Annotated in this window: 10 protein-coding genes; 4 read left to right on the forward strand and 6 right to left on the reverse strand. The window is 49.0% G+C overall.

All coding sequences use genetic code 11. The annotated features are described in order from the left end of the window. The first annotated feature begins 716 nt into the window (after positions 1-716). On the forward strand, positions 717-1526 hold the full coding sequence (gene rhaD, locus HPS55_RS03630) for a rhamnulose-1-phosphate aldolase (protein ID WP_172176480.1): 810 nt from the start codon (positions 717-719) through the stop codon (positions 1524-1526). A gap of 960 nt (positions 1527-2486) precedes the next feature. After that, positions 2487-3029: a prolyl-tRNA synthetase associated domain-containing protein gene (locus HPS55_RS03635; protein ID WP_172176478.1), complete on the forward strand. Its 543-nt coding sequence runs from the start codon at positions 2487-2489 to the stop codon at positions 3027-3029. 143 nt (positions 3030-3172) lie between these two features. Here the strand turns inward: HPS55_RS03635 and HPS55_RS03640 are convergent, their stop codons facing one another. The 6 genes from HPS55_RS03640 to HPS55_RS03665 all read right to left on the reverse strand — a co-directional run bounded on the left by HPS55_RS03640 (position 3173) and on the right by HPS55_RS03665 (position 14257). Further along, positions 3173-4444, reverse strand: a complete 1272-nt coding sequence (locus HPS55_RS03640; protein ID WP_172176476.1) for a glycosyl hydrolase 53 family protein — start codon at positions 4442-4444, stop codon at positions 3173-3175. Between the two features lie 24 nt (positions 4445-4468). Continuing rightward, the gene (locus tag HPS55_RS03645) at positions 4469-6463 is read right to left on the reverse strand and encodes an alpha-amylase family glycosyl hydrolase (protein WP_172176474.1); all 1995 of its coding nucleotides are present in this window, start codon (positions 6461-6463) and stop codon (positions 4469-4471) included. Between the two features lie 419 nt (positions 6464-6882). Further along, positions 6883-8280 (reverse strand): Outer membrane protein SusF domain-containing protein, encoded by a 1398-nt coding sequence (locus HPS55_RS03650; protein ID WP_172176472.1) that lies wholly within the window; start codon positions 8278-8280, stop codon positions 6883-6885. 20 nt (positions 8281-8300) lie between these two features. Continuing rightward, entirely contained in the window at positions 8301-9494 is a 1194-nt protein-coding gene (locus HPS55_RS03655) for a SusE domain-containing protein (protein WP_172176470.1), read from the reverse strand. Between the two features lie 21 nt (positions 9495-9515). Then, a complete protein-coding gene (locus HPS55_RS03660) occupies positions 9516-11192 on the reverse strand; it encodes a RagB/SusD family nutrient uptake outer membrane protein (RefSeq protein WP_410543854.1) in 1677 nt (558 codons plus the stop codon). Positions 11193-11209: 17 nt separating this feature from the next. Then, a complete protein-coding gene (locus HPS55_RS03665; RefSeq protein WP_172324689.1) occupies positions 11210-14257 on the reverse strand; it encodes a SusC/RagA family TonB-linked outer membrane protein in 3048 nt (1015 codons plus the stop codon). A 248-nt stretch (positions 14258-14505) separates the two neighbouring features. Between HPS55_RS03665 and HPS55_RS03670 the strand changes: the two genes are divergently transcribed. Further along, entirely contained in the window at positions 14506-15531 is a 1026-nt protein-coding gene (locus tag HPS55_RS03670) for a LacI family DNA-binding transcriptional regulator (RefSeq protein WP_172176464.1), read from the forward strand. Between the two features lie 90 nt (positions 15532-15621). Next, entirely contained in the window at positions 15622-16935 is a 1314-nt protein-coding gene (locus HPS55_RS03675) for an MFS transporter (protein ID WP_172176462.1), read from the forward strand. Positions 16936-16941 lie beyond the last annotated feature (6 nt).

A 16941-nucleotide genomic window follows, 5' to 3' on the forward strand; every position in this document is an offset into this window, starting at 1 on the left:
CTGGTTCTGGAGTCACATAGCAAAGCCGCATCACCAAAGCGGCTTCGCAAGGCGGGTATATGCCGTGTGATGAAAAGTAAGATTTATTCTGAAAAAAACGCTTTTTATTTTTTCCGAAATAGAAAAGCCGTTAGGCCCTCTCTGCTTTCTTTACAGGCATTTTTTGGGGTGTCAACCCGCCGTAAGGGCCTCCCGACACTCCCGCAACGGCCGTTTTGCATTGCAATAAGGCCGCCGTCGCCTTGCAATAACGGCCTTATTGCAAGGCGAAACGGCCCTCTCTGCTTTCTTGACAAAGTTCTTCCGTTGTAACGTGCTGACTGTCAGCGCTTCCCATTTGAAGTAAAAAACGCGATTTTTGGACCTTGGTGTGGAATTTGCGGTTTGGGTCCCGCTTAACATATGTTAATGTAATGTTTTTTTAGGGTTGCGGAATTTTAAGGGATTTACATCTCCCTATAGCCTCTGATGGATTTAAGCCGCATTGCAGGTAGTGGTATGTTAAAGCGGATTGTTTGCCGAGTACGAGGCACGAAACATCTGTATTTATGTGTATATCATATAGATAAGAATTAAGAGATACATGCCGGATTAACGAAAAATTGATTTAAATCAATAAGTTTGTCATTTATATTGGTTCGTAAATCAAATAATAATGTTTTTTACCGATATTTAAGTATAACTTTGCAATCGAAAGTTTAATACATCACAATATAATGAAAAGTATACTGGAAGGCCGCCCTGCGCTTGCCGCAGAGGTGGAGAAGATAGCGGAAGTAGCCGGATATCTTTGGCAGAACGGTTGGGCTGAGCGTAACGGTGGTAATATAACGGTTAATGTGACGGCTCATGTCGACGACGAGATACGCACCATGCCGGCTATCAGCGAGGTGAAGCAGATTGGTGTTACACTGCCGCAACTGAAGGGTTGCTACTTCTATTGCAAGGGTACAGGCAAACGTATGCGCGACCTGGCCCGCCGGCCGATGGACAACGGCTCCGTGATACGCATTCTTGACGACTGTGCAAGTTATGTTATCATTGCCGACAATGCTGTGATGCCTACCAGTGAGTTGCCTTCACATCTTACAGTACATGCCAACCTGATTGAGAGCGGCTCGCCATATACGGCAACGGTGCATACCCATCCCATTGAGCTTGTGGCCATGAGCCACAAACGTGAGTTCCTTGGCAAGGATGTGCTGACGAAGATACTTTGGTCGATGATTCCCGAGACAAAGGCTTTCTGTCCGTTAGGGCTTGGCATAGTGCCTTACACTCTGCCCGGTTCGAACGAATTGGCTGATGCCACTCTGAAGGAACTTCAGGATTATGACGTGGTGCTATGGGAAAAGCATGGCGTGTTTGCCAAGGGGCTTGACGTGATGGATGCTTTCGACCAAATCGATGTGCTTTCGAAGAGCGCAAAGATTTACATCAACGCAAAGTGCATGGGGTATGAGCCCGAGGGCATGAGCGACGGACAGATGGCCGAGATGACAAAGGCTTTCAATCTGCCGAGATAACTATAAAAAAGAAAAAACAACTACTGACTACATATATAATCATTATTACTTACTATTTATAGTATAAAAATGTCCCGAAGCTGTGAAGCCTCGGGACTTTTCACATAAAGGCAAATTAACGCTAACTGTTCAGCGGACAATCGAATCTGATTTTCAGCAAATTGTATCTTATAAAAATGTTAGGAAACCATTTAAATCAGTTGATTGGTATTGAATACGCTATTGACAACGTTTAATACCCGTTGATTGTCAATCATTTGACTTTAACCGCCTCTGACGGACAGTTACAAATAAAGCCTGGATAAATAGGTCGGTCAACAAGATTAGGTCGGTCAACAAAATTAAGTTGGTCAACAAGATTAAACTACATTATTGTCCTGGCATAGGATGGATGCGCCTTGATGGATGCGCCTTGAAAAGGCAGCAAGCACATAGCCCGGGGCAGAGCGAAGCGGCACCCCGGGAATCATACATTGACAATCCCCGCGCCCTGCAAGGGCAAAAGCATAAATATATATACAATATGAAACCGTAAATATCTGATAATTACTGCTTTTGCCCCTACAGGGCGAATGCGTGCAATCGTGTTGTTCCCGGGGTGCCGCTTCGCTCTGCCCCGGGCTATGTGCTTGCTGCCTTTTCAAGGCGCATCCATCAAGGCGCATCCATCCTATGCCAGGACAATAATGTAGTTTAATCTTGTTTACCAACTTAATCTTGTTTACCAACTTAATCTTGTTTACCAACTTAATCTTGTTGGCCAACTTAATCTTGTTGGCCAATTTAATTTTATTAACCAACTTATGTTGGATTCTCGTATGAAATAGATTTCTTTCCTTTAAAGAAAAAATGATTTCTTTATTATGCCGGTGTAAAAACTCATGCTTTTTATGTACTTTTGTACTGAATATAATTAATGTTGACGTGTGATAAATACGTTGTATTGAATTTATGAAGCCAATGGAGTTATTCTCAGGACATCCGCCATATACAGCGGTGATGAGCGATGTGGAGCGGAGTGTGTATGATTTTCTTGACAGACGCGGTGTCATGTATGAGACACTGTGCCATGGCGCGGCGTTTACCATGGACGAATGTGCCGTGGTGGAGAAGCATCTCGGAGCACCGGTTTGCAAGAACTTGTTTCTGTGCAACAGACAGCATACACAGTTTTATCTGTTGATGCTTCCCGGTGACAAGGTGTTCAAGACTAAATATCTGTCATCTGAATTAGGTTGCGCCCGTCTGTCTTTTGCCGATGAGAGCCACATGATAGAATTGCTTGGCATACATCCCGGTGCAGTATCTCCGATGGGACTGATTAATGACAAGCAGGGAAAAGTGTTGCCGGTCGTTGACCGTGATTTACTGTCATCGGACTTCATCGGTTGTCATCCTTGTGTGAACACGGCTACCCTGAAGCTGCTGTTGGGCGATTTGCTCGGTAAAGTCGTACCGGCAACAGGCCATGAATATCGGGTCGTGGATTTGAAGACAGATTGATGAAGCTGAAAGTTGGATTTCATTCCCCGTTTTCTCGCCATGGGGCTGTGTCAAAATATAGATATTGCAAAAGGTAAAGTCCCTACAAGCAAAATGGACCGGATTTTGACACAGCCCCTCATTTGGTTTAACTAAAAAGATGGCTATTTGACAGCCACCTTCATCTTGTTATTAATGTAATATCCACGTTTGATAGGTTTCTTCGAAAGTCTCATGCCGTCGAATGTGTACCAGTCATCCGGTCGGGAGGTGTAGGATAACTGTTGGATATTGGCTGTATTGGGAGAAAAGTTCTTCATCTCGTAGAAAGCCGGCATTGCCTTGCCTGTGTTGCTGTTGAAGAGCGGGGCATACCACCAGTTGTTTCTGTGGGTAGTCTCCCACGGATAAGCGTTATATTCCATCCACCACCAGAACAAGCCTGTCACGCCGGTGTGTCTGTTCAGCATGGTGATAAGGTCGCTGGTGAATTGTTGCTGGCCTGCTTCCGTGGCATCGTAAGCGGGAGTATATTCCTTGTCGGAAGGCAACCAGGAATAAGGACACCCTAATTCCACTACCATGATTTGCTTGTCGGCGTATTTCGTTTCGAGAGTTCTGATGGCTGTTTCCAGAGTTGCTATCGTACTGTGCCAGATGGGGTAGTAGCTCAGACCTATTATGTCGTAATCTACGCCTGCCTGTTTCATCATGTCATAGAAGTTGGTCAATACGTTCACTTGCGTAGCCCGCTCGGTGTGCAGAATGATTTTGGCCTGCGGACACACCTCGCGGCAGGCCTTTCCTGCCTGTTTCAGCAGATTGGTGAAGCGTGTCCAGTTGGCGGCAGGACTGTTGGTGTAGCATTTCTTGAGTTGTGACTCGTCGGCCTGATACGGTCCCCACAACATGCCGTAGCTTATCTCATTGCCAGTCTGAATCATGTCCGGTTCGGCACCTGCTTCCTTCAGGGTGGTGAGACATTCTTTGGTGTATTCGTAGATCTTGGTTTGCAACTCGTCATCGGAGAGCTGTGCCCAGTCGGCCGGAGTCCACTGCTTGGCCGGGTCTGCCCACGTGTCGCTGTAGTGGAAGTCGAGCATGAAGTCAAGCACCGCATCTTTTATGCGCTTGCCCAGTGCCTTTACATATTCCAGGTCTTGACAGGCATTTGCATCCTTGTCGGAACCATTATATTTCTCCGGTGCCACAAACAGTCGGACGCGCATGGCGTTCATGCCTCCTTCTTGCTTGAAGAAAGAGAGAAGGTCGTCGATGGCCCGGCCGTCCTTGTCAAGATAGCGGGCGCCCCAAGTCTCATTGGTGGGCAGCAGTGAAATGTCGCCACCCACATATTTGTTCTGTGCCGAAACGGCAACAGCATTGCCCACAATGAGCAATGCTGTTGCCAGAATGTTTCTGATGTTCTTGTTCATGAGTTGTTTTATTTTGCCGGTTGGTTAGTTGATGACGTATTTCTTGCCTTGGTGGATGTATAGTCCGCGGTTGGCTGGACGTTTGTTGTAGCGTCTTCCGTTGATGTCATACCACCCGTTGTCGTTGCCGGAGGTGTCGATGGCCGTTGCATGAATGCCGGTGGTCATATCTTTGGTCACATCGTTTATGGTGTATTTGCCATTGCTCATGGTAGTGGAAATCTCAAGATAGGCAGTCTTGTTGATCCCGGTCTTGTCTACTGTCTGCGGTGAGCCGGAACCGGTGCTGAATACGAAGTTCACAAGATCGTTTTTGCTGTCGATGTAGTATTCCTTGCAGTACCATGTCTTGCCGTTGACGGTCTCCGTGGTGGTTATCTTGTCGCCAGGCCACTTGGCAGAACTGTTTTTGCTGTTGGTTCCCCACGAATAGAAGTTGATGTCTTTCCATCCCACATGGTCCGTGCTTACGTACACCTTGAACGAATAAGGTTCGAACGCCTTGATGGCATATTCCTTTGTTGTCAAGCCCGTCACCTTGCCTCCTGTCAGCAGAGCCGCCTTCAAGGTGCAGGCTTTGTCTATTCTGACAGTGGCGCCGCTGTTCACCTGTGTGCTGTTCGCCTTGGGGTCAGTGCCGTCGAGTGTGTACACCAGTTTCGCGTTGGCGTCTTCACTCACAGCCGTCAGCGTGACGTCAAACGCCTCGCCGTATGTGCCCGAAGGCTTGTTTGTCCATGCCGTCTCGGCATTCTTTGTAAGGAAATAGGCGTAGTGGCTTCCACCCAATATACGGGTGTAGTTGTTCGGTACAGAGAATTTCGTTTCGTCGCCGACGGCAACCATAAGCCGCTTGTTATCTTCGCCCTTTGCGAATGTCTGGCAGTAGGCCGTGTTGGAGAGATACGACCCGAAGTCGCTCGTGTTGGTGATACCGGCCAGTTTGCGGGCTTCGATCATGCTCTTCAGTTCCTGCTCGTATGCTCTCCAGTGAGGCTGGAATATACACGGTGTGCCGGGCATGGCCAGCAGATAGGCATTGGCGGCGAGGATGTACGGTTCGGCGATGGGATCTTTGGTGTTGTATTGCCCGTCGGGCACACCACGGTCCTGTATGTCGTGGTTCTCTACGAAAGTCACTGCGTAACGCCTGAAGTCTGCGTCGTGCATCAGCGTCTTGTGGTTGTTGAGCTGTTGCCAGTTGCTTTGCTTGATGGCATTGGTCATGGCATAGTGGAACTGAAAGTCGAAAGCGGCACTCTTGTAGTCGGTAGCCTTTATCCATGATGATGTTTCCGACACACTGCTCCAGTGTTCGCCTACAGAATATTCAATGCCGGCAGCGTCGTTATAGTCGGCTACGTGACTGGCGTCGAAGCCTTTCACCATGTCATATCTGAACCCCTCATAGCCAAGATCGTCTTTCAGATATTTAACGTAGGCCTTGACGATGCGTTGCACGTTTTCGCTCTTGTGGTCGAGGTCGCGGCCACCCGAAAAGTCTTCGCCCTCATCGTTGTTCGGACTGAGGCTGACGCTTTGGGCGTTGGCCTGTTTCAGCGTGTTGCCGCCGTCATCATTCTTGCAGATGTCAGTGCTCATAAACTGGTATGTGACACCGTTGTAGGTCTCGGCGGGGAAATCGAACCATCCGTCAGTCTGATGGTGATTGACCACAACATCGGCCATGGTCATGATACCGTTTTCCTTGAAGGTCTTGATCATGGAACGCAACTCGGTTTCTGTTCCGAAACTGGAGTCGTGCCGGAAGTAGTAGTAAGGCATGTACCCCATCACCTGTGTCGTCTCCAGGCATTTGCCGCTTTGCGGCACCCATACGAAGTCGATGAATCCTTTCATGTCGGTGGCTTGTGACTCGAGTATTGTCCATTGTGAGTAGTCGTAACTGTCCCAGGAGAATCCTTGCAGTATCACTCCGCCATATTGTGCCGGCCATCCCTGCGCCTGTATGTTTATTGTTGTGATGAGTGCAACAAAGAGTGATAAAAATTTCTTCATGTTTTAAGTTTTAGTTATTAAATCAATCTTATGCAAAGATAGTACAAACGAGCGCAATGAAAACTTGTTTTCAAATTGCCGAGTGTAGTTTATCTTATGCAAAGATACATCATTATTTGTTATCTTTTTCGTGTATTGTTGTGAATCATCAGGATATTGCTGCGCAAACGATTGCATCCGGTTCCAAAACTTTTATGCCGGACCGGAAAAATCCGACTGCGAAGACAACAATGAGGATGGTGTGTCAGAATATGAATATTACATGAAGTTGGGACATATTCTTGTATTTGGCCGCCAAATAAATGTTGAATATCAACATGTTATAAAAACGGACAAATACAAGAATATGTCCCTGCAAGTCTGATGGGCCGGATTTTGACACGGCCTTAAAAAGCTATTACAATATCTGTCTTCCAATGTTATTTAGCCTCGAGAGTGCACATGGCCTTCCCCGGGCAATTAGGATAGATAGCGACGTGATATGTTCCGGCTTCCACCGTGATGTTGTCACCTCCCATTGTCAGGTTTTCCGTGGGGCCGCCCCAGTTGATGGCCCAAGCGTCATTGGCGCGGAACTTGAAAGTTCCTGAGGTGAAGGTCACATCGCCTTCCCAGCAACGCTTGTCCTTGTTATATTCAAGAGGAGTGCTTGCGTCCCATCCGCCGGCGGTCGCGTCACCGATAACACCGATTGTTGTTATAGGAGTGACCGTGATGGTCTTGTCAACCAGACTTGCCTCAAGCATGCAGTAGCCTTCACCGATTCCTTCAGGAAGAGTCATGTTGGCGGCATCACCGGCAGTGGAGAAGTCTTTGCCATAGTTGAGGCCGTCCCAGTTTTGCTGTGAGCAGAGTTTGAACTCGTTGCCGAGCCACATGAAGCCTTTGTAATTGCCGTCGAAAGCCTGTGAGGAAATGACGTCGTTCTGGCTCCATCCGTTGCCGGAACCTGCCACGTAGAGATATTCCTGAAAGTTGATAAGCTCTACGACGTATGTGCCTTCCATCATGTTCAGGGTCACTTTCACAAAGCGTGCGTCACCGGGATGTACCTTTAACGAACCGTCATCGGTGAGTTCGTTGCGGCGTGCCAGGAATCCGGCCTCACCAAGCTTGTTGTTGCCATTGCCTTCCTTGATGCCGAGTACCATACTCCAGTCGTTGGAGGCAACAGTCTTGTCGTCGGTTATGGCGAACCATATGTCACCTTCGGCGTTTACGCATGAAGCGTCGAACATCACGGTGAATATCGGGTCGTCGTAAACATTCTGTTCGCTGTGAGTGAACGGGAGAGTGGTGCATGCGGGTTCCCATGCCGACGGCTGACCGATGATGTAGTAATGCTCGGAGATGTCGGGAGCCGTTAGCTTGGCCTTGATGGCAAACTCGCCCGACGTGGCGGTCTTGACGGTTGTCTCGCCGTTTGACAGCCACTGCTCGACAGTGGCTGTCATGTCGCGCTCTACGGGAGCCTTGCCGAAGTTGTCTTCGACATACTTCTTGAGGTCGGCTGTTGCCATCTCGCCGTCGGCTGTCATGTTGTAGCTTGCGGAACCGATGTTCAGCCGGTATGTCACTTTTGAGTAAGCCTCGTCTGTGGCTGTAGGAGCCACAACATTGCACACTTTCACGTTCTGCTGCTCTTCGGCTATTGTGGCAAAGTCGATGAGGGTGACTTCGGAAACGCTGCCGTTTCCAAATGTTATAGCCTCTGTTTCCGGGTAGGCTTGTGGCTGTGCCCAGTCAGTGTAGTCATCATCTGTGCATGATGCTACAGTGGCAATAAAGGCAAATCCGAATAATATTTTCTTAATCATAAAAATCTGTTTTTATTGAATTATTTTAAGATGAAACGGTAGTAGCCGGTGATATCATTGAGGATGATGAGGTATTTGCCTGCAGTTTCAATTGTGATGTTTTCACCGTTGTGTGTTCCGTATCCGTAGAAGCCGTCACTGAGAGTCGTTACCGGACCGCCGATGTTGAAGTCCCAGTCACCCTGGTTGAATTTTACACCACCGGCCGGCAGTTCCATCTCGATCCACCAGTCGTGATTGTCTGCGCCGGCAACCGTTGTTACAGGATTCATCGGTGTGTCTTGTGACCAACCGTTGAAGTCACCGAGAATATACATTTGTGCTCTTGTCGTAACACTCTCTGCATAAGGCTCGACCTTCAGTTCGTGTTTGCCAGTGTTAAGAGTTACGGTGTAATATCCCGGAGCCATTGTGATGTTGCCCGAGCCTCCGTCGTTCTCTACAAAGTCGCTTCCGTTCATACCCCACTGATGATCCCAGTCGCCGGGAGCTTTCTTGAGTTTGAAGCCGTTGCCTGCGAGGTAACCGGTCCATACAAGTTCGCCGTCGCCGGTCTTCTTGTCAAATTCGTAGTCTTTCTGTGGCTGCATCGGGAAGAGACTTGTAGGTACGTCATCGGCCCACTTGCCGTCTGCGATGTCACCACCGATAAGATACCACCAGTCGGGATCGGCATCCTTAAGCTCTACATAGTAAGGAATGGCGTTGATCTTGATCACGTTTGACACCACTTCGCCAAAAGCGTTCATACCGGCGTCAATTACGGCCGCCTTCAAACGGATGCTGAGTTCCACCTTTCCCGGAACAGCATTTTCCTCCCATACATTGAGCTGCTGTAGGGCTTTGGCGAGGGATGTCGCCAAGATGCCGGTCTTACATTCTGTAGTTGTCTCTTCGAGAGTGACGTAGTCGGCACCTGTGTTGTCTTCGGCAGCAATGTCGTATACCTTTTCGAAAGTTCCTTTTGTGGATACCTGGACATAATATGTGGCTATGACAGGTGCATTGTCGGCAGTGTATTGCGGCTGTGACCATGTTAGGTTGATGCTTTCTGTGCGCGACAGGTCAACAGTGCCGTTGGCAACGGAAGGAGCGTTGAGCTTAAACTCGGTGGGCTGTAGCAGTGTCGGGTTTGAGTCGCGGTCATCGCTGCAGGAAGTCATCGAGAGTACTCCTGCCGCAAATAACATTATGTTTGAAAATATCTTGTTCATATTCTTATACATTTTTATATATTAATAACCCGGATTCTGTTTGAGGTTCTTGTTGACATTGATATCGTCATCAGGCAATGCAAAGATGTTTCTTGTCTCACTGAAGCTCACACCGTTGGGATCACCGCCTTTCCACTCCCATTTGTAGTCGGTATTGCCGCCATAGTATCCGTAACGTATGAGGTCGGTACGGCGGAAGCCCTCATAATATAGTTCGCGGGCACGCTCGTCAAGAATCTGGTTGAGCGAGAATTGGTTCATGGTCGTTGCATTGGCGCGGGTGCGGAGTTGGTTGAGGTAGCCTGTTCCTGTGGCTGTCGTCACGCCGCCGTTGAGCTGTGCGTCGGCCTCTGCAGCGATGAGGTAAGCCTCTGCTGAACGCATGAGGAAGAAGTCGGCGTCCGGACACTTCGGGTCGTGCTGTGCACCACCGTTAGAATAGGAATTGCGGAACTTGCCAACCGAATAACCGCTTGAGAATTCTGTCGGCGTGGTGACAACAAGCTCTCGGTCGATGCCGTAGAAGAGAGCACGGTCGTCACCGGCTGCAGCCACCATGTCTTCTATATTGACAGTGGGGGCATCGGAGTTGGGGAAAAACTTACGGAGCAGTACGCTGCGGGCACGGTTGCCTGACCATGGGTCGCCGCAGCTGGCGTCAGCAGCGTTCACTTCCATATCTGCTTTCCAAGTAGAAGATATGAGGAAGTAGGTGCAACCGTAGGCAGTGGTTATGGCTCCGTCGTTGAGCAGCGGAAGGACAGCCTCTACGGAAGCACCGCTCTCGCCGTTGTCCCCCATGAAGAGCATCTGGTAAGCCGTCCACTTACCCTTGCCCGTAGTCCAGAGTTTGTGAGGGCCGTTGATTACCTTTTCGGCATATTCCTTGGCCTCACTCCAACGCTCTTCACCTGTGTAAACTTTGGCGTTGAGGTACATACGTGCGAGGAGCATATTGGCGGCATCCTGATCGGCACGTCCGTAGCCGTCGGCCTTTGAGCTTGTGCGTGCAACGGGAGCCTGCATCTTTGCGAGGCATCCGTCTTCTGTCGTTTCAACTATGACGGCAGACGGATCATCCATGGCATTGATGGTGACAACCTTGCCGAGAAGCTCTGCCTCTATCCATTTGAAAAGGTCGGCACGGGCTATCTGATGTGCGTTGGAGGCCGAAAGATTTAATGTGAAGGGTACATTGCCGTACAGATCCATCAGATAGTAATAATAGAGTGTGCGGAGGAAACGGATTTCGGCAGTACGTGTACCGTCAATACCGCCACACACGTTGAGATAATGGTTGCAGTAGTTGATACCGTTGTACAGACGGTAATAGAATCCTCTCAACATCGGATGCGCCGCTGTGTTCTGATTGTAGTTGAAATCGGGAATACCGGGGTCACTCCATGCACAAATCGACTCGTCGGTGCCCAGTTCCTGAGCGTTGAACAGCTGACGGACGAATCCGGTTGTACCGCCGTCAAGGCCGTCGATATCGCAGTCACCGTCCTTACCGGTCTGGCCGGCAAGAACCATGTTGGCGTAGCACTTGGTGTAAAGTGCGGGCTCATCAGGAGTCATGATCGTACTTGGATCGGCAGGTGTAACGTCCAGGTCGTTGACGCAGGATGCCAATCCTGCTGTGAGCATGAGAGCTGCTACAGGAAGTATATTCTTTAAATATTTCAGTTTCATATTCATAATCTTTTAATGAGTTGTCAGAAGTTGAGGCTAAGTCCTAACTGTATGGTGAACGGTCTCGGATAGATGTAGTTGTCGATTCCATCGGGATTGTTCCGGTCGGCACCACCTGAAATTTCCGGATCGATGCCGTCATATTTTGTGATGGTAAAGACATTGGTAGCTGCAAGGAAGATGCGGCCCGAGGGTCCGTCATATACTTTGCTTTTGAACAGATTATCGAAAGAGTAACCCAATGTGATGTTGTCGCATTTAAGGAAACTTGCGTTCTGCACGAAATGGTCGGAGAGCACCTTGTCGTATGTCACCCATCCGTTGGCAAGAGCGGAAGGAGTGACGTTCTGCAGATAGTCGAATGAGGAGTCGTATCTCTTTTCGACATTCACGTATCCGGCCTGTGTGTCATTGAATACATAGTTGTCGAAACTTGCGCGGAGAGAGAAACCGAAGTCCCAGTTCTTGTACTGGAGGCGCGAGCTGAGACCGGCAATCCAGGGAGCAGCGGGGCTCTTGTAGAAATAACGGTCGTCGTTGGTTATCTTTCCGTCGGCATTGCGGTCGACGAACACGCCCTCAAGCGGTTTGCCGGCAGCGTCGTATACCTGTTGGAACACATAGAACGAGTTTGCCGGATGACCTACGGAGTGAGCCTGGCATAGGTTGCCGGTACCGGAGGATATACCTCCTGTCATGACGATGGCCGATTTGCCTGTGAGTTCGGTAATCTCGTTCTTGTTGTATGTTGCGTTGGCTGTGACCTCCCAGTTCCAGTTCTTTGACTGGATGGGGCGCACGGTGAGTGACATCTCGACACCGGTGTTTTTCAGCGAACCGATGTTTGAGGACACCTGGTTACGGAAGTTTGAGCCGGCTGCCACTGTCGCAGTGTTGATAAGGTCTGTTGTCTTGCGGTAATAGTAGTCAACGCTACCTGTAATGCGGTTGTTGAGGAAGCTGAAGTCGATACCGGCGTTCCATGTCTCGGTCGTTTCCCACGAAAGATTCTCGTTGTAAGCGTCCGGACGATAGAGGAGACCGCTGTCGTTCACGCCATTGATCGGGTAACGGCCGTTGGTGTTGGTGCTGTTTACGTTGTAAGAAGCGAAATAGTTGTAGTTGCCTATACCGTCCTGCTGGCCTGTCTTACCCCAACCGAGACGGAGCTTCAACTCTGACAGTGCCTTGACATTCTTGAGAAATGCCTCTTCGTTGATTTTCCATCCGAGAGCTACAGACGGGAATGTTGCCCAATGCTCTTTGAAGCGTGACGAACCGTCGCGGCGGACGGTGGCGGTGAGCATGTAGCGATCGAAGGCGATGTAGTTTGCACGGCCGTAGAAACTGACGAGATAGCTCTCCTGTTTCCATTCGCTTATCGATTCGTTATATAGTGTCCCCACTTTGTCAGTCTCCGTGTTGGTGGACGGATAGATGCCTGCGTAGTGTGAGTTGCCCCAATACTTGTTGTGCGACCACTCGTAACCACCCATTATATCAAAGTGCTGCGTCTTTGCAAAGTCTTTGTAGTACTGTGCGTATGCAGTGTATGTGAGGTTGTATTTGCTCTCTTTCGTAAATCCGTCGTTGCCATAGTAGAAGTTCGTCGGTCCCCATGGGGCGTATGTCGTGTACTGATTGCCGTTGGCCCAGTCACCGGAGAAATTCATGTGAAGACGGAGGTCTTCAAAACCGTGTACTTGATAGTCAACCTCAACATTGCCCATATAGTCGCGTGAGTTTGCCCTGTCATCCTTTTCGTTGAGCATTGCTACGGGGTTGGAAGTGGCGTTTTTGTTGTGCATGAGCGGATAATCGGGGTCGTTCAGCGTCGTTCCGGCAATCATCCAGTCAAAGTATCTGTTGGTGTTCTTGAACTGACTGTTCCAGCTGTACACAGGCTGTGTCGGGTCCATGCGTGCGGCGTTGCTGATAGCGTCGGTATTGGCGTATTGATTCTTGGCATACATGAACTTACCGTTGACATTAAACTTCAGGTGGTCATCAAAGAACGATGGATTGAGGGTCATGCTGGCTGTCGTGCGACGGAAACCGCTTGTCTTAAGAATACCGCTTTGGCCTGTGTAACCTACCGACACACGATATGGCATGTTGGCTATGCCGCCGGAAATGGTGAGGTTATGCTCGTGGCTGACGGCAGTGCGGTAAATATTGTCCTGCCAGTCGGTGTTGGCCGTACCGAGAAGGGCGGCGGCATCCGATTCCTCGCCGTAATAGCTCTTTATGAACTCGCGGTACTGATTGCCGTCAAGCACGTCGAGAGTCTTGGTCTTTGTGGAGATGGATACACTTCCGTTGTAGCTCACCTGCGGAGCCATGTTCTTGCGTCCTTTTTTGGTGGTGATGATGATGACACCGTTAGAACCGCGGCTACCGTAGATAGCGGTGGCAGAAGCGTCTTTCAACACTGTGAAACTCTCGATGTCGTTTGGGTTGACCATAGAAAGCGGGTTGGAAAGACCCTTCACGCCCTGGTTGTCCATAGCCAGACCGTCAATGACAATCAGCGGGTCATTGGAGGCGTTGAGTGACGAACCGCCACGGATGCGGATTCTTGCACCACTACCGGGAGAGCCACCGTTGCTTACGACATTCACACCGGCAATCTTGCCCTGCATCATATCCTGGGCGTTGGTGATAAGACCGTGGTTCTTTTCATCAGGCTTGATGGCTGTAACCGAACCGGTAAGGTCATTCTTTTTCGCCTGGCCATAACCGATGACAACAACTTCGTTCAATGCATTGGTGTCATCGCTCATGACGATGGCCATGTTGGTAGTAGCTTTTACGGTTTGGGCGGTCATTCCCAAATAGGTGAAAGTCAGTTCTGTACCAGGTGCGGCATTGACGGAGAAGTTACCGTCGATGTCGGTAATGCCGAGAGGCTTGCCGTTGGCTGTGATGGTAGCACCCATAACGGGCTCACCCGAAGCATCTTTTACTTGTCCCTTGATGGCATTTGATTGCGCAAAGGAACTTGCAGCAAGGAGAAGACCTCCAGCGAGAGTCAATGTCCTTAGAGGCAATTTGAATTTTACCTGCTTCATCGTCGTTTTGGTTTTAAGTTAATATTAATTATAGTAATAAATGTTTTAGTTGGCTTTATACCCACATCTTGGACTTTTATAGCTACAAAAGTAGTTTGTTTTACTATTCCATGTACTTTTATTGATTAAAATCCGTTACTTTTGTAGTGCAAACGATTGCATGATAAAAAGCGGGATATAAGTAAACGAAAGATGGAATATTATCATAATATTTAATAATTTTGCCAACGTAGTCAAAGCCTCAATCTATGAGCAAGATAATGCCTAAAACAATGAAAGATATTGCTCGCGACCTCGGCGTATCAGTATCCACGGTGAGTAGAGCGTTGATGGACAGTCCACGTATCAGTGCTGTCCAGAAGGAACGTATACAGCAGTATGCACGTGAGTACAACTTCTGTCCCAATATGATAGGTGAAGCATTACGGCATAGCAAAGTGAAGCCGATGAAGGTGATTGGAGTAATCTTGCCTGAAATGGTACATTATTTCTTTATGTCTGTCCTCTCCGGTATTGAGGAAGAAGCCCGCTCGCGCGGATACAGTGTTATGGTGGCTCAGAGCAACGAACGTTATGAAAAGGAGGTGGCCATCTGCAATGATTTCTACAAGAACAAGGTGTGTGGTATCATTGTGTCGCAAGCGAAAGATACAAAGCAGTATGGTCATTTTCAGAAATTGATGTCAAATGGTATACCGTTGGTTTTCTATGACCGTATCTGTACGGGGATAAATTGTTCGCGAGTGGTTGTAGATGACTATATGGGAGCTTATACAGCAGTTTCCCACTTGATTGAATCCGGTTGCAGCCGTATAGCGTTCTATGGTTCGCCAATGAATATGGAGATATCCAAGAACAGATACAATGGTTATCATGATGCTCTTGTCAAGCATGGACTTAGGGAAAATCCCGACTGGGTGAAATTATGCGATAATCGTGCTGAGGCTGAGGCATTTACCCCCCCCATTTTGCGGGAGAATCCTCGTCCTGACGCATTCTTTGCCATCAACGACGATACGGCTATAGGTATACTTTATACGGCGAAACACATGGGATTTAAAGTGCCTGATGATATCAGTATCTGTGGCTTCACCAATGGCGACCGTTCCAAAGCCTGCGACCCGCTGCTTACGACAGTGGATCAGAGAGGCACTTTGGTGGGAAAGAAGGCAGCCGACATCTTGATAGGATTGGTGGAAGGCTCTCTTCCGATGGATAAAACGGTGCGTGGTATGGTAAGAACCAGCTTGGTGATAAGAGGTACTACGAGATAGCGGCTCTTGCTTGGGTGTTTAAAAAATAGCATTTCGGTGATTGTGAATATATATGATAAGAGACCTGAAACAATAAAATATATAACGATAATGAAACAAAAACCTGATTTACCATTCTGGAAACTCTGGAATTTGAGTTTCGGCTTCTTTGGAGTACAGATAGCTTATGCTCTGCAGAGTGCGAACATCTCGCGTATTTTCGCAACGTTGGGGGCCGATCCTCACGATTTGAGTTATTTCTGGATTCTGCCTCCGCTGATGGGAATCCTTGTGCAGCCCATTGTCGGCACATTCAGCGACAGGACATGGTGCCGTTACGGTCGCCGCATACCTTATCTGTTTATAGGTGCTGTGGTAGCCGTCATTGTGATGTGCCTCCTGCCCAATGCCGGCTCGTTGGGCCTGGCAGTAGGCGGAGCCATGCTTTTCGGTCTGATTGCCCTGATGTTTCTTGACACGAGCATAAATATGGCCATGCAGCCTTTCAAGATGCTGGTGGGTGACATGGTCAATGAAAAACAGAAAGCCAGGGCATACGCCATACAGAGTTTTCTCTGCAATGCCGGTTCGGTGGTGGGCTACATTTTCCCGTTCCTCTTCACTTTCTTGGGTATCAAGAATGTGGCAGACAAGGGTGTGGTGCCAGACTCGGTGATTTGGTCGTTCTATATAGGTGCCGTCATTCTGATTCTGTGTGCCATTTACACCACGATGAATGTGAAGGAGTGGAATCCGCAGGAATATGCCGAATATAACGGACAGAGCGAAGAGCTGAAGCAAGACACGACGGAAGACAAGGGCGACTGGCTCTCTCTGCTCCGCAAGGCTCCCTCGACATTTTGGAAGGTGGGTCTGGTGCAGTTTTTCAGCTGGGCCGCGTTCCTATATCTTTGGAACTATTCCACCGGTGCCATCGCCGAGACCGTTTGGAACACTACCGACCCAGGCTCCGAACCGTTTCAGGAAGCCGGCAACTGGGTGGGCATACTCTTTGCCGTACAGGCAATAGGCAGTGTGGCGTGGGCCGTGGTGCTCCCGATGTTCAAGAATACCAAGGTTGCCTATTCCGTCAGTCTGGTAATCGGCGGTGCGGGTTTCGTCCTGATACCGTTTCTGCACGACCAGTATCTGCAGATTATCCCGTTCTTGATGATAGGTGCGGGCTGGGCGGCCATGTTGGCCATGCCATTCACTTTTGTTACCAACGCCTTGCAGGGCTACGGACACATGGGGGCTTATCTGGGTCTGTTCAACGGAACAATCTGCATACCGCAGATTGTGGCGGCCGTATGTGGCGGCAGCGTCCTTGGCATTGTAGGCTCCCATCAGAGCAACATGATGATTGTGGCAGGTATACTGATGGTCTGCGGTTCGTTGGCAGTGGCCAATATAAAGAATAAATGACAACTA

Origin of the sequence: Xylanibacter rodentium (genome assembly GCF_013166575.1) — a bacterium.
GTDB lineage: Bacteria > Bacteroidota > Bacteroidia > Bacteroidales > Bacteroidaceae > Prevotella > Prevotella rodentium.

Bases quoted from the DNA above. Each gene is read 5' to 3' on its own strand.
- rhaD (WP_172176480.1), top strand. From the start codon at position 717: ATGAAAAGTATACTGGAAGGCCGCCCTGCGCTTGCCGCAGAGGTGGAG.
- HPS55_RS03635 (WP_172176478.1), top strand. From the start codon at position 2,487: ATGGAGTTATTCTCAGGACATCCGCCATATACAGCGGTGATGAGCGAT.
- HPS55_RS03640 (WP_172176476.1), bottom strand. From the start codon at position 4,444: ATGAACAAGAACATCAGAAACATTCTGGCAACAGCATTGCTCATTGTG.
- HPS55_RS03645 (WP_172176474.1), bottom strand. From the start codon at position 6,463: ATGAAGAAATTTTTATCACTCTTTGTTGCACTCATCACAACAATAAAC.
- HPS55_RS03650 (WP_172176472.1), bottom strand. From the start codon at position 8,280: ATGATTAAGAAAATATTATTCGGATTTGCCTTTATTGCCACTGTAGCA.
- HPS55_RS03655 (WP_172176470.1), bottom strand. From the start codon at position 9,494: ATGAACAAGATATTTTCAAACATAATGTTATTTGCGGCAGGAGTACTC.
- HPS55_RS03660 (WP_410543854.1), bottom strand. From the start codon at position 11,192: ATGAATATGAAACTGAAATATTTAAAGAATATACTTCCTGTAGCAGCT.
- HPS55_RS03665 (WP_172324689.1), bottom strand. From the start codon at position 14,257: ATGAAGCAGGTAAAATTCAAATTGCCTCTAAGGACATTGACTCTCGCT.
- HPS55_RS03670 (WP_172176464.1), top strand. From the start codon at position 14,506: ATGAGCAAGATAATGCCTAAAACAATGAAAGATATTGCTCGCGACCTC.
- HPS55_RS03675 (WP_172176462.1), top strand. From the start codon at position 15,622: ATGAAACAAAAACCTGATTTACCATTCTGGAAACTCTGGAATTTGAGT.